Origin of the sequence: Pseudomonas sp. GM_Psu_1 (assembly GCF_026544185.1) — a bacterium.
GTDB classification, from domain to species: Bacteria; Pseudomonadota; Gammaproteobacteria; order Pseudomonadales; family Pseudomonadaceae; genus Chryseomonas; species Chryseomonas oryzihabitans.
Window position 1 is genome coordinate 214,730 of the sequence record NZ_JALNUX010000003.1, and the last position, 22,262, is coordinate 236,991.

The window sequence follows — 22,262 nt, forward strand, 5'->3', positions numbered from 1 at the left end:
TTCCGCGGCCGACCGATCCTTGGAGGGGCAGCCACGGCCTACCGATCCGGCGTAGACGTGGCGTCAGCCCTGATCCGGGCTTCCCGTGGGAACCGTTTCCGCCACCAATCCCAGAGGCACAGGCGCCAGCAGCGCCGTCTCGGCCACCATGTCGGCCACCCGTTCGTTGAGATCCTGTACGGCCTGGAGCACAGCCTGGACGTTCGGATCGTCGCAATCGACCTTGCCCAGCCGCCTGGCATTTTCCTGTAGCTGACGATGGAGGCCGAGCAGGGCCTCCCGGGCTTGGCTCTGGGGATCAGGATGCATGGCGAGGTCTCAGGCTCTTGTCTGGTTGATAGCGCCTGGCCACTATGTCCACATTGCTTTGGTATCGCAATAAACATTAAGACGATTCCGATACCTTTCGACGAGTGGCGGCAGGGGCAGGGGAGCGGATAGCCACGGTGTTGCTGAAACGTTCTGGCCAGATTTCCAGCCACACCCTGGCACGCCCAAGCCCGACCAATCTCGGCGCCTCAAGCTGAGGTCGAACAGCCTGAGCCGCCGCGCCTGGCCTGGGGGCCGCCGCTTTCGGCTTCAGTAGCCGGCCACCAGGCCATCCTTGCGCGGATCGGAGCCGCCCACGTAGCCACCGGCAACGCGCTGGATGATCTGGGCGCCGCCGAAGGCGAACACGCCGGAGGGCTCCTCCACCGTCACCTCGTGGCCCAGGGCCCGCAGTGCTTCCAGGGTGGCCGGGTCCAGGCTGCTTTCCACCGCGACCCGGCGGCCGCCTTCAAGGCGCCAGCGTGGTGCGTCGGCGGCGGCCTGGGGATTCTGCCGGTACTTGAGGATGCGCAGCATCAGTTGCAGGTGCCCCTGGGCCTGCATGGGGCCGCCCATCAGGCCGAAGGCCATCAGCGGGGTGCCGTCGGCATTCATGGCGAAGCCGGGGATGATGGTGTGGAAGGGTCGCTTGCCCGGAGCCACGCTGTTGACGTGGTCCGGTGCCAGGGTGAAGCCGGCGCCGCGATTCTGCAGGCTGATGCCGGTGCCCGGCACCACCACGCCCGAGCCGAAGCCCATGTAGTTGGACTGGATGAAGGAAATCATCATGCCGCTCTCATCAGCCGCCGACAGGCAGACGGTGCCGCCGGGGCGTGGGGCGCCATAGCCGGGATCGCCGGCACGCGACCCGACCAGCCCGGCGCGTTCGCGCAGGTAGGCCGGGTCCAGCAGGTGTTCGGCCTGGACGCGCATGTGCGCTGAATCGGTGACGTGCTGGTAGAGATCGGCCAGTCCCAGCTTCATGGCCTCGATCGAGCGATGCAGGGTGGCGGGGCTGTCCACGGGATCCGCGCCGATACCGGCGGCTTCGAGGATGCCCAGGCCGGCGAGGGTGGCGATGCCCTGGCCGTTGGGCGGCAACTCGTGCACCACGGCGCCGGCGAAGGGTACCGAGAGGGTGTCGATCCAGTCGGCCCGGTGGGCGCGCAGGTCCTCTTCGTCCAGCACCGCTCCGTGTTCGCGGGCATGGCGGGCCATGGCCTGGGCCAGTTCGCCCTGATAGAAGGCAGCACCGTTGCTTTCAGCGATGGCCTCCAGGGTTCGCGCGTGGTCGGGCAGGCGTACCAGGGTGCCGGCCCGGGGTACGCCGTTGGCCAGGAAGCAGGCGGCGAAACCGGGTTGGTCCTTGAGCTGCTCGGCGCCGCGGCGCCAGAGTTCGGCGATCACCGGGGTGAGCAGGAAGCCGTCGCGGGCATAGTGGATCGCCGGGGCGGCGAGGGTGGTCAGCGGCAGCTTGCCGTAGCGCTGGGCCAGGGCGACCCAGGCCGAGACAGCCCCGGGCACCGTGACCGCGCCCCAGCCGCGCGCCGGCATGGCGCTCTGGCCGGCGAAGTATTCCGGCGTCCAACCGCGCGGTGCGCGGCCGGAGGCATTGAGGCCCTGCACCTTCTCGCCGTCCCAGACGATGGCGAAGGCGTCGCTGCCGATGCCGCAGCCGGTGGGTTCCACCACGGTGAGCACCATGGCGGCGGCCACCGCGGCGTCCACCGCGTTGCCGCCGCGGCGCAGCATCTCCACGCCGGCCTGGGCGGCCAGCGGCTGCGAGCAGGCCACCAGGTTGCGGCCCATGACCGGCGAGCGAGCCGAGGAATAGGGGTTGTGATAGTCCAGATCGGGCATGGCGAAGGGTCTCATTGGTGACGAGGATCGAGGGCGTCGCGCAGGCCGTCGCCCAGCAGGTTGAAGCCGAGGACGGTGAGGTAGATGCAGACGCCCGGGGCGATGGACATCCAGGGCGCCTGCTCCATGAAGTTCTTGGCGGTGTTGAGCATGGAGCCCCAGGAGGGCATCGGCGGTTGCTGGCCGAGGCCGAGAAACGACAGGCTGGCCTCTGCGAGGATGGCGGCGGCGATGGTCAGGGTGGCCTGGACCACCAGCGGCGAGAGGATGTTGGGCAGGACGTAGCGCCAGAGAATCCAGCGATCCGGCAGGCCGATGGCGCGCGCCCCCTCCAGATAGTCCTCGTGGCGGATGGCGAGCACCTGGCCACGGGTCAGGCGGGCGAACACCGGCATGGCGGACAGGCCGATGGCGATCATGGCGTTGCCCAGACTCGGGCCGAGAAAGGCCCCCAGGGCGATGGCCAGCACCAGGAAGGGACAGGACAGCAGGGCTTCGACCAGGCGTGAGACCACGGCGTCCAGCCAGCCGCCGAAGTAGCCGGCGATCAGGCCCAGGGGCACCCCCACCAGCAGGGCGATGGCCACCGAGACCACGCCCGCCAGCAGCGAACTGCGCGCGCCCCACAGCAGGCGCGAGAGCAGGTCGCGCCCGAGTTCGTCGGTGCCCAGCCAGTTCAGCGCCGAGGGCGCCTTGCGTACCGCCAGGAAGCTGGTCTTGAGCGGATCGAAGGGGGCCAGCCAGGGTGCCAGCAGGGCGGCCAGGGCGAAGGTCAGGATCAAGGCGGCGCCGAGCAGCGCGCCGCGATTGGCGCTGAACTTGCGCCAGAAGGGCGAGCGCGCGGGACTCAGGGTGGCCGGGCGGGGCAGGGTCAGGGCGTTCATGCGGCGTGCCTCAGGCGCGGGTTGATCAGGCGGTAGAGCAGGTCGGCCACCAGGTTGAGCAGCACGAAGCCCACCGCCACGCAGAGCACCACCCCCTGGACCACCGCGTAGTCGCGGTTGAACACGGCGTCGACGATCATCTTGCCGAAGCCGGGGATGCTGAAGACCTGCTCGGTGAGCACCGCACCGCCGAGCAGTTCGCCGAACAGCAGGGTGGTGAGGGTGACGATGGGCATCAAGGCATTGCGCAGGGCATGGCGCAGGATCACCACGCGCTCGCGCAGGCCCTTGGCCCGGGCGGTGCGCACGTAGTCGGCGCGCAGCACCTCCAGCATGGCCGCTCGGGTATGGCGCATCAGGGTGCCGGAGAGGCCGGCGCCCAACACGAAGGCCGGCAGGATCAGGGTGCGCAGGTTGCGCAGCGGGTCCTCGTGGAAGGGCACGAAACCGGAGGCCGGCAGCCACTGCAACTTCACCGCGAAGAGCAGGATCAGGAGGATGCCGAGCCAGAAGTGCGGGATGGAGATGCCGGACAGGGCCACCAGATTGGCGCCGTAGTCGACCGCCGTGCCCCGGCGTACCGCGGCGAGGATGCCGGTGGGGATGCCGATGAGCAGGGCGATGACGATGGCCAGCAGCGATAGCTCCAGGGTCACCGGCAGCTTTTCGGCGATCAGCGCCGTCACCGGCTGGTCGGTGCGCAGCGAGATGCCCAGGTCACCCCGCAGCACCCCGCCCATCCAGTGCAGGTACTGCACCGGTACGGGATCGTTCAGCCGGTATTTCTCGCGCAGGAATTCCAGCACCTGGGGATCACGCTCCTCGCCGGCCATGGCCAGCACCGGATCGCCCGGCAGCAGTTGCTGCAGGGTGAAGACGAACAGCGACACCAGCAGCAGGGTGGGCAGGGCACTCAGCAGGCCACGCAGGAAGAGGCGTAGCATGGCTATTGCCCGCGGGTGACGCCGGCCAGGCGAATCAGGCCGTCGGGATTGGGGACGAAGCCCTTGAGATCGGCGCGGGTGGCGATGATGCGCGGGTCGAAATAGAGATAGAACACCGGCAGCTCCTCGCGCAGCAGGGTCAGGGCCTGGGCATAGAGCGCCTGGCGCTGGGCCTGGTCATTGATGGTGCGGGCCTGGTCGAGCAGTTGATCCAGCGCCGCGTTGCAGTAGCGACCGTCGTTCTGGTTGCCCTTGCAGGTGACGAATTGATGCACGTTGCCATCCGGATCGGGGCGTCCGGACCAGGCGCTCAGGCCGAGCTGGAAGTTGCCGGCGTGCTGTTCGGCCAGCAGGGTGGCGTATTCGGTGGCGACCAGGTTGACCTCGAAGCCGGCCTCGGCGGCCATGGCCTGGATTAGCTGGCCCACCTGCTGGGCGATGGGGTTGTTGGCGATCTTGAGTTCGACCTTGACCGGCAGGCTGACGCCGGCGGCCTTGAGCAGCGCCTGGCTGCGCGCCACGTCGCGGGCCGGCACGGCGAAGGCCTTGTCGTAGTAGGGGCTGCTCTGCGGGAAGGGCTGCACGCTGGGCGCATAGAGGCCCTCGAACACCACCTGGTTGAGCGCCTGGCGATCCAGCGCCAGGTCGAAGGCCTGACGCACGCGCTTGTCGCCGGCGAAGGGATTCTTCGCCCGGTCGCCGTTGGCCATGTTCACCATCAGCTGCATGTAGCCCAGGCCCGGGGTGTTGTAGAGGGTGAAGCCGGCCTGGCCCTGCAGGCCCTTGACGTCGGTGGGCGCGACCCGCTCGACGATGTCCAGGTCGCCGGAGCGCAGGTTGGCCAGGCGCACCGAGGTGTCCGGGATGGGCAGGAAGATCAGCCGGTCGAAGTAGTAGGCGCTGGCGTTCCAGTACTGGGGGAAGCGCTCCAGCACGATGCGGTCCTGCTGCACCCGCTGCACGAAGCGATAGGGGCCGGAACAGACCGGCTTGCTACCCACGTCGCCGGTGGACGCCTTGGGCGCCAGCATCATGCCGGCGCGGTCGGAGAGCTGGGCGAGCAGGGTGGCGTCGGGTTGCTTGAGGCGGATGCGCACGGTCTGGGGATCGACCACCTCGACGGTATCCACCGAAGCCAGTTCGCTCTTGCGCAGCGAGTCGGGCAGGCTGCGGGCGCGGTCCAGGTTGAATTTCACCGCGGCGGCGTCGAAGGTCTCGCCGTCATGGAAGGTCACGCCCTGGCGCAATTGCAGCGTCAGGCTGCGGTTGTCGTCGCTCCACTGCCAGGCGGTGGCCAGTTGGGGCACCAACTCCAGCTGTGGCGAGACGTCTACCAGCTTGTCGCACAGGGCGGTGTAGACCAGCCGCCCCGAATAGGTCCGCGAGCGGTGCGGATCGAGCACGTCGGGATCGTCCTGGATGCCGATGCGCAGGGTGGTCTCGGCCAGGGCGGAGCCGCCGGCCAGGAGCAGAAGGGTGGCGGTGAGCCAGGCGGAGGCTTTCATGGGGTGGACTCCAGAAGGGATTGATGACGGTTGAACAGGGCCAGGCGGCGCGTGAAGGCGGCGCTGGTGGCGATCAGCGGCGGCGGTGAGGCGCCCGCGCCGGCGATCTCGCGCCAGAAGTGGCAGGCCACCCGGCCTTCGCCGGCGGCGGATTCCAGCAGCGGCTTGGCCTCGCGGCACAGCGGCCGGGCGTGGGGGCAGCGGGTGTGGAAGCGGCAGCCGCTGGGCGGCGCCGTGGGGCTGGGCAGGTCGCCGCCGAGCAGGGTGCGCGGCCGCCGCGCCCGCGGATGGTTGACCGGCACCGCGGCCAGCAGCGCCTGGGTGTAGGGATGCAGGGGCGACTCGAACAGCGCCTCCACCGGCGCCAGTTCGACGATCTCGCCCAGGTACATCACCGCCACCCGGTCGCTCATGTGGCGGATCACGCCGAGGCCGTGGGCGACGATGATCAGGGTCAGGCCGAAGCGCGCCTTGAGGTCTTCCAAGAGGTTCACCACCTGGGCCTGCACCGAGACGTCCAGCGCCGACACCGGTTCGTCGCCGAGCAGCAGCCGCGGCTCGGCGGCCAGGGCGCGGGCGATGCCGATGCGCTGCCGCTGGCCACCGGAGAATTCATGGGGATAGCGCCCCGCCAGCTCCGGCGCCAGGCCCACGGTGCGCAGCAGCTCGGCCACCCGCTCGGCGCGCTGGCCCCGATTCAGCGGCTGGTGCAGCCACACGGGCTCGCCAACGATGTCGGCCACGCTCATGCGCGGATTCAGCGAGGCGAAAGGGTCCTGGAAGATGATCTGCAATTCCTGACGCACCTGACGTAGCGCCGCCGGGCTGAGGTTGCCCAGGTTGCGGCCTTCGTAGATGACGTCGCCGGTCGTGGGCGCGAGCAGGTTGAGCAACAGGCGGCCGAGGGTCGACTTGCCCGAGCCGGACTCGCCCACCAGCGCCAGGGTCTCGCCGCGGCGCACCGTGAAGGAGACATCGCTCACCGCCTGTACCGGTGGCTTTGGGCGTTGCAGGAAACCGGCCTGGCCACCGAAGTGCTTGGTCAGGCCGATGGCTTCGAGGATGGGACGTTCCACGGCATTCATGCGGGGGTCTCCAGGTGCTGTTCCAGGGGCGCGCGCAGGCAGGCCACCTGCTGCCCGGGAGCGAGTTCCACCAGGGGTGGCGGCGCGACGCGACAGGCATCGAGGACGAAGGGGCAGCGGCTGGCGAAGCGGCAGCCCGCCGGCATCTCGGCGGGCGTCGGCACCCGGCCGGCGATGGTCGCCAGGCGTCCCGTGCGCGGTCCCAGCGAGGGCATGGAGCCCATCAGGCCGAGGGTGTAGGGATGCTGCGGATCGTCGAACAGCTGGGCGACCGGGCCGGATTCCACCACCCGGCCGGCGTACATCACTGCCATCTCGTCGGCGACCTCGGCGACCACGCCGAGGTCGTGGGTGATGAGGATCATGGCGCTGCCGGTCTCGGCCTGCAGACTGGCGATGAGTTCGAGGATCTGCGCCTGGATGGTCACGTCCAGCGCCGTGGTGGGCTCGTCGGCGATGATCAGCGCCGGGTCGTTGGCCAGCGCCATGGCGATCATCACCCGCTGGCGCATGCCGCCGGACAGCTCGTGGGGATAGGCCGCCAGTCGCTGGGTCGCCGCCGGCACCCGCACCTTCTCCAGCATCTCCAGGGCGCGCTGCCGGGCAGCCGACTGACTGCCACCACGATGGCGCAGCACGGTTTCCATCAACTGTTCGCCGACGGTGAAGGCCGGATTCAGCGAGGTCATCGGCTCCTGGAACACCATGGCCAAGCGATCGCCGCGCAGGTCGCGGCGGCGCGCCTCGGGCATGCCCAGCAGGTCCTCACCCATGAAGCTGGCTTGATGAGCGCGGACCTGGGCGCTAGCCGGCAACAGCCCCATCAGCGCCATGGAGGTCACGCTCTTGCCACAGCCGGATTCGCCCACCAGGGCCAGGGTACGGCCCGGCTGCACGGTAAAGCTCAGGCCTTCCACCACCGCGGCCGGCGCTCCAGCGAAGCGTACGCTGAGGTCGTCCACCACCAATACCGGGGCACTCATAGGGCCTGCTCCAGGGTCTGTTGCAGCACGCTGTCCAGTGCCAGCTGCAGGGCGCGCAGATGGGCGCGCATCACCGCCGCGGCGCGGACCGGATCGCGGGCATCGAGGGCTTCCACCAGGGCCTGGTGGTCATCGTGGTAGGCCAGCAGGCGCTGGGCATTGCGCGCCCGGTGGCGCAGGTCGCGCCAGATCGGGTCCAGGCGGATGGCGTCGAGCATCTCGAACAGGTCCAGCAACAGGCGGTTGCCGGCGGCCTCGGCGATGCTGCGGTGGAAGGCGCTGTCCCACAGCTCGATGGCATCGGCGTCCTCACTGCTGCCCAGGCGTTCGAAGGCGGTGCGCTCGGCCATGCGGCGGATCAGGGCGCGCTGTTCGCCACTGGCGCGCTGGGCGGCCAGGGCGGCGAGATTCGGCTCCAGGTGCAGCCGTGCCTCCATCACCTCGCTGAAATTGGTGCGCGCCGACAGTTGGGTGAGGGTGAAGGCCGCGCTTGGCGGCGTGGGTCCCACGTAGGTGCCCTTGCCCTGGCGGCGCCAGACCTGGCCCTCGGCTTCGAGCACCGCCAGGGCGCGGCGGATGGAACGCCGGCTGACGCCGAATTCACTGGCCAGCTCGCGCTCCGGCGGCAGGGGTTTGTCGGGCACGCTGCTCTGCTGGGCCACCAGGTTGCGCAAGGCATCCAGGGCCAGGCGGGCACTGTCGTCGGTGTGGATCTGCATCGAACCTTTGCCTCTTAGGTCTGGGCCGTCTCCCGCTGCGAAACGCGCTAAAAGCGCGATCGCAGCGGAGATGCGAATACCTGAGCCGGGTGCAAGGCCGATGCCATTTGAAATTGGTTCGCTGGACCTTTCAGCGCGAGGCTCTGGGGCGATGCCTGGATTCCGGTCGCGGTCCGGGCCCGCAGCATTGGTTCGCGTCTGGGCGAACCTTTGTCCGGCTACTCACGAGACGCTGCGCCAGGATGGAGCCCGGTTGCACCGGAGCGGCGCGTTGGGGATGTCACTCAGCGCCTGCCCCGATACTTCGCCTCCCACGCTGAGCGGATCGATGCAACGGATAGCCAGATCTTCCTCGTGCTGCCGGACCCTACGTAAATGTCCGGTCCCGCTGCCGAGTTGCTGATGGACAGGTCCGCGGGAGAGTTGTCGTGGACGTCAGCGCCTAAGCCCGACCCAGGCGAACGTTGATAAGGACCGTCAAAAGGCTGCATTTCTCGCGACTATGCATGGCTGCGCCGAATGCCGGCATCACTCGCTCGGCATTCGGCTGCGTGCGCTTTTACGTCTGGCCCAAGACCACCCGCGGGGACGTCGCCGCTCGCCTTCCCAAATGACGGCCGACTGGCATCAGGGCGTCAGCCGATGGGCAGTTCACCGGTCACGATGACGATGAACAGGCCGAACATCGGTAGCGATCTTGAAGAATTCCTTCTGGTACTCGCCGAAGGTCAGTCCCGTACGATTCATCAGCAGGAACTGCCAGGCGACTGTAGGACTCGGATAACGCTGAGGTAGAGGGTCGCATCACCGTTTTTGGCGGCGAACACTGTGCAAGTATCGAACGCAGATGGCGATGGCTGCCTCCATCGAGAGGTGGGGGGCTGCCTATCCTGACGCTCTTCTGGCACGCGACTACCACTTTCTCGCTACTTCGATTCAGCGCTCAGAGGGGTGTTGATCGTGGTAAGCCTTACCTGCGAATCGGCACTTCATTCCTTTTTGGCATTGAGATGGCTTTCCACTGCACGGAACGTCAGCAACAGCAGACCGGCGATGCCGAGCGTGAGGGGGGCGCCTAGGGCGCTGGCGAGCAAGCCGGCGAGCAGGCCACCCACCGCCTCGAAGCCGAAGCGCATGGCGATGTACAGGGCGATCACGCGGCCACGCAGCGCTGCCGGGGCATCGCCCTGCAACAGCATGTTGGTGCTGACGTTGTTGGCGGTGATGCCGAAGCCCAGCAGGGCCAGCAACAGTAGCGCGAAGGGAAGCGGCAGCTGGAACGCCAGCAGGCACAGGGCCAGGGCGCAGCACAACTCGGCGATGAAGATCACGCGCCTCAGGCGGTGCAAGGCGCCGGCGAGGGCGAGCATGATCGTGGCGACGAAGGCACCCGCACCGGCGGCTCCCCATAGCCACCCCAGCATCCGGGCATCGCCGAGGTAGAGCGTCTTGGCCAGTACCGGCAGCAAGACGCTGTAGTTGGAGGCCAGCAGGTTGACGGCGACCACCCCCAGCATCAGGCGCCGGACCGAGAAGGTATTCCAGACGTAGCCCAGGCCTTCACGAAACATTTGACTGGTCGAGCCGCTGGCTTTGGCGGTCGCGCTGCCCTGAACCTTCGTCAGGCCCAGCAGCAAGGTGGCAAAGGCGATCGCCGTGATCAGGAAGCACAGCGCTTCGCTACTGGCGGCGATCAGGGCGCCGGCCAACGGCGGGCCGATGAAGCGCGCGGCGTTGATCAGCATGGCATTGAGGGCGAGGGCGTTGGGCAAATCGCTGGCGTCGGCCACGAAGCTACCGATGAGTGCCTGTCTGAGTGGTGTTTCCAGGGCATTCAGCAAGCCCAGGAATAGAGCCATGGCGATCAGGATCGGCGCGTCGATCCAGCCTTGCCAGCTCAAGAGCGCGAGCAACAGCGATTGGATGGCCAGCAGCGACTGCGCCGCGATCAGGCAACGGCGTTTGTCGTGGCGGTCGATCCAGGCGCCGGCGATCGGACCTACCAGCAATTGCGGGGCGAGCGTCAGAAAGGTGATGACGCCCAGCAGGGTGGCGGAAGCGGTGACGTGATAGGCCATCCACGACAGCGCGACCTGTTGCACCCATTTGCCCAGGGTCGACACGCCCTGGCAGGCAAAATAGATCTGGAAGTCACGATGGGCGAGCGCCCGTACAGCGGTGGGCCAACGGGAGGGCTGAGCAGGTTTCGCCAAGAAGGCTGTCTCCAGATTGACTCGGCAGGCAGCGGCCGGTCCGGCAGGTCAAGTGCGGCACCGCGACAACCAGCACGGCGATGCTTGGGACAAGAGCGGCTACCCCCTGGCGCTCATGCCACACAGGGCGGGCAGTGCGCAGAACCCGTCATCAGGCCGGCCGTTTCAAGTTGCGGGGTAACAACCAGCTATGAGCTGGCTTTTTAGAATGTCATTTCGTTTTGTTGTTTGCAATGGCCAGCCCGCCAGCCCGAGCAGCCGGGCTGGCAGAAGTTGGCGGGACGAAGGTCTCCTCGTCCGGCCCTAGCGGCCGGCACGGCGCCGTTGTCGAGCATGGGGTGAACAACCAAGCCGGCCGGAAGTAGGACCGATGGCCTTCAGTCCTGGCGTGGGGTCGATGCCGAGGAGGGCGCATCGTTTTCCGGTAACGCGCCGTGACGAAGCAGATGCACGACTTCGTCCTGCGTCTGGTTGACCGCCCCGATGCGTTCGATCAGTTCGGCCGCGCGACTGCCGCGCAGGCCGGCGGTGGTGAGCTGGCCGGCATGGACGTAGGTGTAAACCCCGGACACGGCGAATGCCCTGAGGCAGGCGATGTGCCGCGCCTGTTCGGGCAGGCTGCTGCGAAAGGCTTCGCTGGCGAAGAAACGTCGGCGTTCCAGTGGCGAGGCGAAGACGATCTCCACCATCGACAGCGCCGCGCGGATGGCATCGGCCCGGTGCGCCACGTCGGGCGACGGCGGATGCTGACCGTCGTTGACGAAGGGCACGCACGGGTGGACGCGCACTTTCAGGACGGCCGCTTGGGTGGCCAGCCAGGGGCCCAGGTGGCTCAGCAGATAAGTGTTCAGGTCCTCGAGGCTGTCGCGGGGATGCAGATGGAGCTGCAGGCGATCCAGCTGGTCGGGACCGTTGTGCTGCTCGTCCGCCAGCGTGTTCTTGAAGGCATGCGAGCCATAGGGCAGATCATAGGCAAGCGTCTCGGCGAACATGCTCGTCGCTGAACAGCACGGGGCTGGCGGCCTGGAAGGTACGCTGATGCGCCTCGTCAGCGAAGCCGATCTCGACCATTCCATCCAGTTCGTAGTCGGGAATCTCGCGGATGCCCTCGGCCAGCGGCCACAGATGGGCGTCCTGCTCTCGGTCGAAGTGGTATTGCACGTAGTGACCGAGCCCCGGCAGACGGGCGCACAGGGGACCGTGGACATCACGCCGGTATTGCGCGAACAGGTCATGGGGCACGCGTTCGCGACGCTTGACCGTGGTGTAGCTGTTGAGAGTGATCATGGGGGCGCATTCCTGAAGGCGAGACTTGGAAAGTGGACCCCTGATGTTGGCGATAAGCTCCGGACGTTCGCGAGCGAGATCCCGGGCCATGGTGCGTACCTACCCGCCCGGACCCGGACGCGCTCGATCCGTGGAGCGCGTCCTGAACATCCAGGCGCGAGACGCTTGTCAGACCTGCGCCATGCCACCGTCGACCGGCAACTCGGCGCCGGTGATGAAGCTGCTCTGGTCGCTGGCGAGAAAGAGCGCGGCCGCGGCCACTTCCTCGACGCGTGCCATCCGGCCGAGCGGGATCAGCCTGTTCAGCTGCTCCCGTACCTCCGCCGAGGTCGCCGCCATCATGGCGGTGTCCGTGGGCCCCGGCGCGACGACGTTGACGCGGATGTTGCGGGGCGCCAGTTCATTGGCCCAGGTCCGCGCGAAGGAGCGTACCGCCGCCTTGCTCGCCCCATAGACGCCATAGCCCGGGGTGCCGATCGCGGCGGCGATGGAGCCGATCAATACGATGGCCCCGCCAGCGGGCATGATCGCCGTCGCCGCCTGGGTGGCGAAGAGCAGGGCGCGTACGTTGAGCGCGAAGGTGCGGTCGAAGTGCTCTGCGGTAAGGGTCTCGAGCGGTGCGAACTCCGAGAGGCCGGCGTTCACCACCAGCACATCCACCCGCCCGGCTTCGCGCCGCACGCTGTCGAAGAAGGCGGCAAGGGCCGTCACATCGGACGCATCGAGGCTGCGCTCGAGCAACCTGCCCGCGCCGCGTTCGACGTCGCGGGCCTGGGTGCGTCGACTGCTGGCGTACACCGTGGCGCCCTCGGTCGCGAAGCGTTCCGCGATGGCCCCACCGATCCCGCCATGACCACCGATCACGACGGCGACTTTTGCTGAAAGTATGCTCATGGATCCTCACCCGGTTGCTGTGGCTGTCCAGGAGCACGGTATCATTCGTATATCTGATCGCAAGAACGCACCTGAGGGTGCCTAGATGTCCAGGCGGATACCCATGTCCAGCAACGAGCTCGAACTCCCGCTCGACGTCAGCGCGACGCGTCCCATCCTCGAACACATCGGCAACAAGTGGGCCGTGCTGATCCTGAGCGTCCTGTGTACGCAGCCGGCGCGCTTCAACGATCTCAAGCGCCGCCTCCACGGCATCACCCACAAATCCCTTTCCGAAGCCCTGAAGCGGCTCGAGCGCAACGGCCTGATCAGTCGCAAGGTACTGCCGACACAGCCGATCGGCGTCGAATACACCATCACCCCGCTTGGCAGCTCGCTGCGCGAACCCTTCGCCGCGCTTTATCAATGGTCTCTGGCGAATGGTGCCGCCATGGAAGAGGCGCAACGGGTCTACGACGAGTCGCGAAAGGGAGAAGGGCAGGACGAGGACCTCTAGCGCCCGTCATCTGGGTTCGCCGCTCTTGCCAGCGCAGCGGACGGGCGTGGTGCTTCAGGGACTGCCAGTGAATCCCCGGCAAGAGGCTTGCTGAGTCATGAGCGCGGGCGGGACGGCCTCTCTTCGCCTGGGAGGAGCCTCGCCGCCCTCTGGAGCGGCCACCACGCGGCGTGCGCCAGCGCTAGCGACTCAACTCATAGGCGCACATGTTCACCGTGGCCGCCAGATTCAGGGACTCGATGGCGCCCGAACCGCCGATGGTGAAGGGCTGGGCGTTCAGCGCCGCCAGCTGCTCGCGCGGAACGCCGCGGGCTTCGTTGCCGAACAGGTAGCAGTCGAAGGCTGCGAAATCAGCGGACTGCACCGGCGTGCCCTGCATGTCCAGGCAGGCGAGGCGGGGGAAGCGCTGCTGCAGGCCGGCGAGTTCGACGTCGAGTTCCAGCGGGGTGTGGAAGATGGCGCCCATGCTGGCGCGGACCACCTTGGGGTTATAGGGATCGACGCTGCCCGGGCTGAGCAGGCAGCGGAAGCGCCCGAACCAGGCCAGGGTACGCAGGATGGTGCCCAGGTTGCCGGGATCCTGGATCTCGTGCAGATAGACGGCGCGCTCGCCCTCGACCGCTGCTGCCACGGGCTCCCGGGGCATGGGCACCACCGCGAGGATGCCCTGCGGGGTCTTGGTGTCGGCGAGCTGCGCCATCTGGCGGTCGCTGATCAGGTGCGTCCGGAACGGACTCTGCCAGTGTTCGTAGGCGCCCGTCACATAGAGTTCGGCGCGCTGCAGCGGGGGATGCTGCAGCGCGGCCTTTTGCAGTTCCAGCGCCAGGTGCTCGCCCTCCACCAGGAAGTGGCCGAATTCGGCGCGGTACTTCTTCTGGTGGAGCTTCTTGATGTCGTCGAGCTTCATCAACCCGCAGCCCGAACCAGCGGCGCGTCCTGCGCGTCGCCTTCCGCGAGCATCGCCTTGGCCAGGGCCTCGGCGACCTTGATGCCGTCCACGCCTGCGGAGAGGATGCCGCCGGCGTAGCCGGCGCCTTCCCCGGCCGGATACAGGCCGCGCAGATTCAAACTCTGCAGGCTGTCGTTGTCGCGGGTGATGCGCACTGGCGAAGAGGTGCGGGTCTCGATGCCGGTCAGGATGGCGTCATGGCGGTCGAAGCCGCGGATCTGCTTGCCGAAGGCGGGCAGGGCTTCACGGATGGCCTCGATGGCATAGGCGGGCAGCGACGGCGCCAGATCGCCCAGGCGCACGCCGGGCTTGTAGGAGGGCTCGACTTCACCGAATTCGGTGGAGGGCACGCCGCGAATGAAGTCGCCGACCAGTTGGCCGGGCGCGCAATAGTCGCTGCCGCCCAGTTCGTAGGCGCGCGATTCCAGGCGCTCCTGCAACTCGACGCCGGCCAGCGGATCGCCGGGGAAATCCTGCTCGGGATTGATGCCCACCACGATGCCGGAGTTGGCATTGCGCTCGTTGCGCGAGTACTGGCTCATGCCGTTGGTGACCACGCGGCCCGGCTCTGAGGTGGCGGCCACCACGGTGCCGCCCGGGCACATGCAGAAGCTGTAGACGGCGCGGCCGTTCTTGGCGTGATGGACCAGCTTGTAGTCGGCGGCGCCGAGTTCCGGGTGGCCGGCGTACTTGCCCAGGCGGGCCTGGTCGATCATGCCCTGGGGGTGTTCGATGCGGAAGCCGACGGCGAAGGGCTTGGCCTCGATGTACACGCCCTGGCGGTGCAGCATGCGGAAGGTGTCTCGCGAGCTGTGACCCAGGGCGAGCACCACATGGCGGCTATGCAGGGTCTCACCGCTGGCGAGCACCACGCCCTCGAGCTGGCCGTCGTTGATCACCAGGTCGGTCACCTTGCTCTCGAAGCGGACTTCGCCGCCGAGGGCGATGATCTCTTCGCGCATGGCGGCGACCACGCCGGTCAGGCGGAAGGTGCCGATGTGCGGCTTGCTGACGTAGAGGATCTCTTCCGGCGCGCCGGCGCGGACGAATTCGTGCATCACCTTGCGGGCGTAGAACTTCGGATCCTTGATCTGGCTGTAGAGCTTGCCGTCGGAAAACAGCCCCGCACCGCCTTCACCGAATTGCACGTTGGATTCGGGGCTCAGCACCTTCTTGCGCCACAGCGCCCAGGTGTCCTTGGTGCGGCTGCGCACGTCCTTGCCGCGCTCGAGCACGATGGGCTTGAAGCCCATCTGGGCCAGCAGCAGGGCGGCGAACAGGCCGCAGGGACCGAAACCCACCACCAGCGGGCGCTCGGTCAGGTTGGCCGGCGCCTGGCCGACTGGGTAATAGCCGGTGTCCGGCGCCGGACGCACGTGCAGGTCATTGGCGAAGCGCGCCAGTACCGTCGTCTCGTCGCGCACTTCCAGGTCGATGATGTAGATGAACAGGATGACGCTGTTCTTCTTGCGCGCATCGTAGCTGCGCTTGAACACGGTGAAATCGAGGAGGTCGGCGTCGCTCAGCTTCAGGCGTTCCAGGATGGCCTGGCGCAGCTCGGCGGGGGTGTGGTCAAGCGGCAGAGACAGTTCGTTGATGCGAATCATGACAATAATCCTGGCCGGTGACTCCGGCAAAGGAAGGGACGAGGGGGGTAGGGCGGCGATTGTACCCGGCGGCTCCAGCGCTGTCAGGCCGGGACGATGGGCGCTCCACTGGGCGGCCTGGCGGTCGCTCGGGCGATCCCCGATTCGTCCCCGGGCGTTATCGGCTTATAATCGCCGCCACTTTGCGGCCGGCCAGACCTGGCGCGCGTCCGCTCCTCACCCGCTTTCCCGTGGTAGCTCCAACATGAAAAGATCCAAAAGCAGCCGTCGCTGGCTGGATGAACACGTCAACGATCCCTATGTAAAACGCGCTCAGAAAGACGGCCTGCGCTCGCGCTCCAGCTACAAGCTGATCGAGCTCAACGAGAAGGACAAGCTGATCCGTCCCGGCATGCTGGTCATGGACCTGGGCTCCGCGCCCGGCGGCTGGTCGCAGGTGGCCGGCGGCATCGTTGGCGACAAGGGCCGCGTGGTGGCCACCGACATCCTGCCGATGGGAGCCCTCGACAACGTCGACTTCGTCCAGGGCGACTTCACCGACGATGCCGTCTTCCAGAAGATCCTCGGCGTGCTCGATGGCCGCCAGCCCGATCTGATCGTCTCCGACATCGCGCCCAACATCAGCGGGGTCGCGGCCGCCGACCAGGCCGCCGCCATGTACCTGGTGGAACTGACCCTCGACATGGTGCGCCAGGTGCTCAAGCCCGGTGGCAACTACGTGGTCAAGGTGTTCCAGGGCGAAGGCTCCGATGTCTTCCTGAAAGACGTACGCACCTCCTTCGAGAAGGTGTCGATCCGCAAGCCCGAAGCCTCGCGTCCCCGCTCGCGCGAGGTCTATCTGGTGGGCAAGGGTTTCAAGGGCTAGTTCTGGCCCTTGCCGCCGGCGCGGGCCTGCCAGATGGCCCGCCGAGATGATCTTCCGCCGTGCTGTTTCGTCATTAATACCTGCCGCTACCCGTCGAGTATGTGCGCCGGCTCCTGGAGCTGCTGCAGCACATCGACGCGTCTTTCGAAAAGCCGCTCCCTTGCTCAGGAGACGCTGAGAATCCCGTAATCAGGGCCAAGGCGAACTGGCGTCGCTCTTCAGCGCTATCTCGCAACTGTGAAGGGATGTTTCCGGCAGGAGTTAATTCCTGGGCGGCTGCTAGGGTTTCCTATTCATCTGCGCTCAAGCAGTTGTTGCGGTGATCTCGTGCCGAAAACTGGGGGCGGAAGAGATGAATACCTATGTGTTCGAGACGGCCAGAAGATTGCTGACGGACATCTATGGCGCCTTGTACGAGATGGAAAGCGGGCATGGTTTCAGATGCGTGAAGGCCGAGCGAGGTCAGATCTTCCTGTATCGGCCCGTGGCGGGTCTGGCCGAGGGCAATCTGGGCGAGATCGCCTTCGAGATCGAATCCCATGCCAGGCGCGCAGGCCGAGGGGTCGTCGAAACTCGACACTTCTTCAGGCAGTTGAAAGTCGCCAGCGGCCACCCCACCGAGCGTGACAGTCGCTATGACTGGCCGCGGATCGGCTTCACCGATAAGGAAGAGGTCACGGCTATCGTGCTCGAGCTCAAAGCCTTTCTCGGCGTGGGCCGCTGAGGCTTTCCAGCAGACAGACTGGCCAGGGATCCTGACCAGCGTCCATCCGGTGTCTTGCAGGCAGAGGTGCTCACCCGGGGGTGAGCACCTCTGCCGAAGGGGACCGTATTGCCGGACCGGTCTCAGGCCGGCTCTTCGAAACGGGCATAGCCGACGGGGATGCCGCCTTGGCTGGCCTGCCGCGAGTTGTCGACGAGAGCGGCCGCCCGCTTGGCCAGCCCCGGTCCCGAGCGCTTGGTAGCGGGGCGCGGTAGGTCTTGGCCAGTCAGGGTGCTGTTCAGGGTGAAGAACTCCATCAGTTGCTGGAGCAATTCGGCCTGGCTGCTCATCTCTTCAGCGGTGGCGGCCAGTTCCTCGGAGGCCGAGGCGTTCTGCTGGGTGACCTGGCTCAGCTGCAGCATGGCGCTGTTTATCTGCTCGACGCCAGAGGTCTGTTCTTCCGAAGCGGCAGTGATCTCCTGCACCAGGTCGGAGGTCTTGCTGATGGAGGGCACCATCTCGTCCAGCAGCGAGCCGGCGCGCTCGGCCAGGGCCACGCTGCCCTGGGCGACGTTGCTGATCTCCTGGGCGGCGACCTGGCTGCGCTCAGCCAGCTTGCGCACCTCGGACGCCACCACGGCGAAGCCCTTGCCATGCTCGCCGGCACGGGCCGCCTCGATGGCGGCGTTGAGGGCCAGCAGGTTGGTCTGGTAGGCGATGTCGTCGATGATGCTGATCTTGGCCGCGATGGTCTTCATCGCCACCAGGGTGTCCCTGACGGCCTGGCCGCCTTCGTTGGCCTCGCGATTGGCCTTGCCGGCCATGCCATCGGTGACCTTGGCGTTCTCGGTGTTCTGGGCGATGGAGGCCGACATCTGCTCGACGCTGGCACTGGTCTCCTCGACGGAGGCGGCCTGCTCGGTGCTGGCCTGGCTGATGCTCTGGGCAGTAGCAGAGATCTCTTCCGACGCGCTAGCCAGCCCATCGGAGGCACTGCGGACATCGCTGATGATCTGCGACAGGCGCTGGTTCATGCCGTCCATGGCGCGCAGCAGGGCGGCGGTCTCGTCACGGCCCTCGGCGTCGATGCGCTGGGTGAGGTCGCCGGCGGCCAGGCGATCGGCGATCTCGACGGCGGCGCGCAGGGGCCGGGTGATGCTGCGGCTCATGAGGAAGCCCAGCAGGATGCCAAAGGCCACGCCCCCCGCGATGATGCCGATCAGCATGACCCGGCTGCGGGCATAGATCTGGTCGGTGAGGTCGTTGGCGTCGCTGGCGTTTTGCTCCTTGCGCTTGGACAGTTCGGTCATCAGCACGCCCACCTGGTCGCCATAACGGCGGACACTGACCAGCTGGTTGTCCAGCTCCGGGTCGGCGTCACGGAGCGTCCGCTTGCCCGCGATCGCCATGGCCTGGTCCAGTTGAGAGGTGTAGCTGCCGAGCAACTCGTCGATCTGCCGGAAATTGGCGGCCGACGCCTCGCTGCTGAACAGGGGGCGGGCCTTGGCGAGATTGTCCCGCACGTTGGCCAGGCCCAGCTTGACCTCCGCCTGGGCCCGATTGCGATCCTCTTCGGAAGTTGCCAGCAGGTAGTTGCTGCGCGCGCGGCCGATAAAGACCAGGTTCAGATTGGCCTCCTTGATATAGGACAGCCCGAGCAACTCGTTCTGATAGAGCTGAGTCGCCAGATCGTTGATCTGGCTGCTGTTGCTCAGACCTGCCAACCCCACGACCAGGCTGATGGACGCCACGGCGATAAAGGACACGATGAGGCGGGTGCCAATCCGGAAATTCTTGAACATCTGAAAGCTCCTGCTTAGGAAGGCTAGTGTTCGCGACTAGCCAGGACTGACGACGGAATAGTGACGTCAATAGGCAGGCTTTCGGATCGGGCTTAACTAAATTTATAGTGGCCTAACGCCACTTCGATAAATAAAAACAGTTGTTGTAGTTAGCGTTAATATTCTTCCGATAATTGTTTTCACGCTAATGGTGGCGTGTGGCGAAGTTCCAGGGCGTTGTGTTCGGGCAATGGGCCGACAGTCGCTCGCGACCCCGTAGGGCTAAGCGAAGCGGACAGTAGGCGGCGCGTTGAAAGGCAGTTTCGACAGTCCAAATCGCGCATTTGGTGGATCGCGCCTCAGCGGCGTTCTGCGTAGCCACGAGTCTTGGATCCTGCAACGGTACGGATGAAGCGCGGAAGGTGGGCGGGATCATGGTTCAACTGCGCGCGGGTTCAGCGAGTAAAGTTGTGAGTAAGTGCAGCGAGTTAAACCCTGGGGCAGTTCTCTCAATCAGATTGGTCTATCTGCCAAAGTTTTAGTTGGAAGTTTTATTTTGATGGATATGGCTACAACGTTTCCATTGTTCTTTTTATATCTAGCCGCTGGCCGGAAAAGTTGGTGTTTGAGCCTTCGGCAGTTAGTGGGAGGCACAGCAAGAGTGGTAAGGTCATGTTCGCCCGCGTCCATCCCCTGGGCGCTACATAGTCCAACTGATCTCGCCACTCTGACCGTCAATTGCGCCGGCCTGCGCAAAAGGGGCAGGATGGTCTGCCCGCCAACACGTCTCACCGCCAGAGCACGGCCTCAGCGCAGGGTTTCGTCCACCAGGCTCTTGAACAGAGCCGTCCGAGGCCGGCTCGCCGGTGGGATGTCGGCCTGTTCGAACCAACTCGCATCGGCCTCCGGATGCGGTCCGCTCAGGGCCACCACGCCACGGCCGAAGGGATAGCGGGCCGCGGCGATGTCCCCGTTGGCATAGGTCGCCAGCACCCGAACGCCAGGCGCATGACTGGACGGTAGATAGGGCCCATCCTGGTAGAAAACGTGGTCGTCGTGGCCTGCCCAGCGTACGGCGACCGCGGCGTCGTCGATGGTGGTCACGGGAAAGCCGGGGCGTCCCACCTCCGAGTCCAGATCGTCGGGTATGAGCCTGAGGTTTCCGGCATCGGCAAGGTAGGCGCCCATGCACAGTCCCAGATAGCGTCCGCCCAGGGCGACGTAGTCACGCAGCGCGGCGCTGCGCGCATCGCCAAGGCTGGCCAGGGCGGCAGGAATGTCCTGGCCGCCGCCCGGCTGTACATAGAGGCTGTAGCGGCGCAGGTTGGCAGGCGTGATATCGATGCGTTCCGCCGGGCCGACGAAGTCAACGCGATAGCGCGGGTCCAGCCGTTCGATGGCCGTCCGGACCGTTTCGGAGCAGTCGTCACATCCCGCAGGGCCGCGGTAGACGGCCACCGCCACGGTGGGCGCCTGGGCAGCCTGGGCCAGTGGCAAGGGACCGGCCAGACAGAGGAGCGCCAGCGCGGCGCGTCTTACTCCAGTTGAAAGCGTCATCCGCTGGACTCTTTTGCAGGGGGCTCTAGGATTGGCAAGCGGCATCAGGCTTTGGCCCCATCCATTCAAGGACCGAAACACGCCGTTACGGGTCAGCTTATCAGGCGAAGGGCGTGCCAGGGCGGTAGGGGCGTCAGGCGTGGATCACGGAAAGCGCCGAACGCAGCGCCCCGAGCGCCTCGTCGTCAGGCGCCGCGTCCGTTACCAGGGTGCTGACATCGGCCAGCGGGATGATGCCGTAGGGAGAGGCCGCGCCGAGTTTTTCCCGCGTCGCCAGCACAAAGGTCTCCGCCGCCTGGCGGCTGATGATGCGCTTGATCGCGGCTTCCTCGGCATTGCCGGTGGTGGCGCCCGTCTCGGGATGCAGTCCGGTCACGCCCATGAAGTAGCTGTCGACCCGCACCCGGGCGATGGCCTCCGCACAGGCCGCGCCCAGGGTCACGATGGAATGCTTGAACAGGCGGCCACCCATGAGCTCAACCTCGATCAGCGGATGCTCGACCAGCTCCACCGCGATGTTCGGGCTATGGGTTACCACGGTGATCTCAAGCTCCTTGGGCAGGTGGCGAACGAGCTGGACATTGGTCGTGCCGCCATCGATAAAGACGATCTGTCCCGGTTGGATCAGGCGGATGCCCGCCTGGCCGAGTGCCACCTTGCTTGCCGTGGACGTCTCTTCACGCCTGGCGTAGTCCGCGACGGCAGCCGACGCCGGCAAGGCGCCGCCATGCACGCGTTGCAGCACACCTTCCGCCGCCAGTTCCCGCAGATCGCGTCGAATGGTGTCTTCCGACACCCCCAGCTGCTGGCTGAAGGCCTTGGCCACCAGTCGGCCTTCCTGGCGCAGCACCTGCTGGATAAGCGCCTTGCGTTCACGGGTCAGCATCGGAGACTCCTGCACGAAAATCCTTGACGTTGCACGAAACTGCACGAATTCTAGCGCGAAGGCTCAGAGCGGTAAACACCGTTCGCCAACCCAGAGGATCGCCCATGAGCATCGCCCCGCGTATTCGTGTCGAAGAGGTCGAGGTGTTGTCTGACGACTGGTTCGTCCTGAAGAAGACCACCTTCGCCTTCCTGCGCAGTGATGGCACCTGGCAGCGGCAATCGCGAGAGACCTACGATCGCGGCAATGGCGCGACCATCCTGCTCTACGATCCCCGGCGGCGCACCGTGGTGCTGACGCGCCAGCTGCGTTATCCGGCCTTCGTGAACGGCCACGACGACCTGCTGATCGAGGCGCCCGCCGGCCTGCTGGACGCGGCCGAGCCCGAGGTGCGCATCCGTGCCGAGGTCGAGGAGGAGACGGGCTTTCAGGTGCGGGAGGTGCGGCAGGTGTTCGATGCCTTCATGAGCCCCGGCTCGGTGACCGAGCGGCTGTATTTCTTCGTCGGCGAATACGCGCCGGGCGATCGCAAGTCGGCCGGAGGTGGCAATGTCGCGGAAGGTGAGGACATCGCCGTGCTCGAGGTCGACCTGGACGAGGCGCTGGCGATGATCGATGCCGGGACCATTCGTGACGGCAAGACCATCATGCTGCTGCAGTACGCGGCCCTGAAGCTCAGGCCACACCTGGCGGTCAGCTGATCGCCAAGGCTGACGACCAGGGCTCTGGCAGCCC

The 22,262-nt window shown here is 66.5% G+C and carries 21 protein-coding genes; 4 read left to right on the forward strand and 17 right to left on the reverse strand.

Features of this window, described 5'->3' with window-relative positions; genetic code table 11:
• Positions 1–63: 63 nt before the first annotated feature.
• From OXS31_RS06130 to OXS31_RS06185, 12 genes are all read right to left on the reverse strand, one after another.
• Positions 64–309 carry a hypothetical protein gene (locus tag OXS31_RS06130; RefSeq protein ID WP_027599738.1) on the reverse strand — a complete coding sequence of 82 codons (246 nt, stop codon included), beginning with the start codon at positions 307–309 and terminating at the stop codon, positions 64–66.
• Between the two features lie 270 nt (positions 310–579).
• Positions 580–2,169 (reverse strand): gamma-glutamyltransferase family protein, encoded by a 1,590-nt coding sequence (locus OXS31_RS06135; protein WP_171991245.1) that lies wholly within the window; start codon positions 2,167–2,169, stop codon positions 580–582.
• Positions 2,170–2,180: 11 nt separating this feature from the next.
• Positions 2,181–3,053 carry an ABC transporter permease gene (locus OXS31_RS06140; RefSeq protein WP_267398335.1) on the reverse strand — a complete coding sequence of 291 codons (873 nt, stop codon included), beginning with the start codon at positions 3,051–3,053 and terminating at the stop codon, positions 2,181–2,183.
• The gene (locus OXS31_RS06145) at positions 3,050–3,997 is read right to left on the reverse strand and encodes an ABC transporter permease (RefSeq protein ID WP_027599735.1); all 948 of its coding nucleotides are present in this window, start codon (positions 3,995–3,997) and stop codon (positions 3,050–3,052) included. Before OXS31_RS06145 ends, OXS31_RS06140 begins: the two co-directional genes overlap by 4 nt.
• Positions 3,998–3,999: 2 nt before the next feature.
• A complete protein-coding gene (locus tag OXS31_RS06150) occupies positions 4,000–5,502 on the reverse strand; it encodes an ABC transporter substrate-binding protein (protein WP_267398337.1) in 1,503 nt (500 codons plus the stop codon).
• Positions 5,499–6,587 (reverse strand): oligopeptide/dipeptide ABC transporter ATP-binding protein, encoded by a 1,089-nt coding sequence (locus OXS31_RS06155; protein ID WP_077172568.1) that lies wholly within the window; start codon positions 6,585–6,587, stop codon positions 5,499–5,501. Before OXS31_RS06155 ends, OXS31_RS06150 begins: the two co-directional genes overlap by 4 nt.
• Positions 6,584–7,570 (reverse strand): ABC transporter ATP-binding protein, encoded by a 987-nt coding sequence (locus OXS31_RS06160; RefSeq protein WP_027599732.1) that lies wholly within the window; start codon positions 7,568–7,570, stop codon positions 6,584–6,586. Before OXS31_RS06160 ends, OXS31_RS06155 begins: the two co-directional genes overlap by 4 nt.
• Positions 7,567–8,289, reverse strand: coding sequence for an FCD domain-containing protein (locus tag OXS31_RS06165; protein ID WP_267398340.1), 723 nt, complete (start codon positions 8,287–8,289; stop codon positions 7,567–7,569). Before OXS31_RS06165 ends, OXS31_RS06160 begins: the two co-directional genes overlap by 4 nt.
• Before the next feature lie 989 nt (positions 8,290–9,278).
• A complete protein-coding gene (locus OXS31_RS06170) occupies positions 9,279–10,502 on the reverse strand; it encodes an MFS transporter (protein ID WP_074582993.1) in 1,224 nt (407 codons plus the stop codon).
• A 377-nt stretch (positions 10,503–10,879) separates the two neighbouring features.
• The gene (locus OXS31_RS06175; RefSeq protein WP_267398341.1) at positions 10,880–11,494 is read right to left on the reverse strand and encodes a hypothetical protein; all 615 of its coding nucleotides are present in this window, start codon (positions 11,492–11,494) and stop codon (positions 10,880–10,882) included.
• Complete coding sequence (locus tag OXS31_RS06180; protein WP_267398342.1) at positions 11,469–11,789, reverse strand: EthD domain-containing protein; 321 nt, start codon at positions 11,787–11,789, stop codon at positions 11,469–11,471. Before OXS31_RS06180 ends, OXS31_RS06175 begins: the two co-directional genes overlap by 26 nt.
• Positions 11,790–11,957: 168 nt before the next feature.
• Positions 11,958–12,683 (reverse strand): SDR family oxidoreductase, encoded by a 726-nt coding sequence (locus OXS31_RS06185; RefSeq protein ID WP_144944636.1) that lies wholly within the window; start codon positions 12,681–12,683, stop codon positions 11,958–11,960.
• Between the two features lie 103 nt (positions 12,684–12,786).
• Here OXS31_RS06185 and OXS31_RS06190 point away from each other — a divergent pair, with 103 nt between their 5' ends.
• Positions 12,787–13,179, forward strand: a complete 393-nt coding sequence (locus OXS31_RS06190) for a helix-turn-helix domain-containing protein (RefSeq protein ID WP_144953373.1) — start codon at positions 12,787–12,789, stop codon at positions 13,177–13,179.
• 181 nt (positions 13,180–13,360) lie between these two features.
• Here OXS31_RS06190 and OXS31_RS06195 read toward each other — a convergent pair whose 3' ends face one another.
• Positions 13,361–14,086, reverse strand: a complete 726-nt coding sequence (locus OXS31_RS06195; RefSeq protein WP_027601994.1) for an RNA methyltransferase — start codon at positions 14,084–14,086, stop codon at positions 13,361–13,363.
• Positions 14,086–15,735 carry an NAD(P)/FAD-dependent oxidoreductase gene (locus OXS31_RS06200; protein ID WP_267398344.1) on the reverse strand — a complete coding sequence of 550 codons (1,650 nt, stop codon included), beginning with the start codon at positions 15,733–15,735 and terminating at the stop codon, positions 14,086–14,088. The genes OXS31_RS06195 and OXS31_RS06200 overlap by 1 nt, the downstream gene beginning before the upstream one ends.
• A gap of 244 nt (positions 15,736–15,979) precedes the next feature.
• Here OXS31_RS06200 and rlmE point away from each other — a divergent pair, with 244 nt between their 5' ends.
• Both rlmE and OXS31_RS06210 read left to right on the forward strand, forming a co-directional pair.
• The gene (gene rlmE, locus OXS31_RS06205) at positions 15,980–16,600 is read left to right on the forward strand and encodes a 23S rRNA (uridine(2552)-2'-O)-methyltransferase RlmE (protein WP_007158737.1); all 621 of its coding nucleotides are present in this window, start codon (positions 15,980–15,982) and stop codon (positions 16,598–16,600) included.
• A 352-nt stretch (positions 16,601–16,952) separates the two neighbouring features.
• Positions 16,953–17,324, forward strand: coding sequence for a hypothetical protein (locus tag OXS31_RS06210; protein WP_027599722.1), 372 nt, complete (start codon positions 16,953–16,955; stop codon positions 17,322–17,324).
• Between the two features lie 122 nt (positions 17,325–17,446).
• Here OXS31_RS06210 and OXS31_RS06215 read toward each other — a convergent pair whose 3' ends face one another.
• The 3 genes from OXS31_RS06215 to OXS31_RS06225 all read right to left on the reverse strand — a co-directional run bounded on the left by OXS31_RS06215 (position 17,447) and on the right by OXS31_RS06225 (position 21,527).
• On the reverse strand, positions 17,447–19,105 hold the full coding sequence (locus tag OXS31_RS06215; protein WP_267398346.1) for a methyl-accepting chemotaxis protein: 1,659 nt from the start codon (positions 19,103–19,105) through the stop codon (positions 17,447–17,449).
• A gap of 786 nt (positions 19,106–19,891) precedes the next feature.
• Complete coding sequence (locus tag OXS31_RS06220; RefSeq protein ID WP_267398348.1) at positions 19,892–20,641, reverse strand: BPL-N domain-containing protein; 750 nt, start codon at positions 20,639–20,641, stop codon at positions 19,892–19,894.
• A 133-nt stretch (positions 20,642–20,774) separates the two neighbouring features.
• A complete protein-coding gene (locus OXS31_RS06225) occupies positions 20,775–21,527 on the reverse strand; it encodes a DeoR/GlpR family DNA-binding transcription regulator (RefSeq protein WP_074582969.1) in 753 nt (250 codons plus the stop codon).
• A 104-nt stretch (positions 21,528–21,631) separates the two neighbouring features.
• On the opposite strand from OXS31_RS06225, the gene OXS31_RS06230 reads away from it, so the two are divergent.
• On the forward strand, positions 21,632–22,228 hold the full coding sequence (locus OXS31_RS06230; protein WP_267398349.1) for an NUDIX domain-containing protein: 597 nt from the start codon (positions 21,632–21,634) through the stop codon (positions 22,226–22,228).
• Positions 22,229–22,262 lie beyond the last annotated feature (34 nt).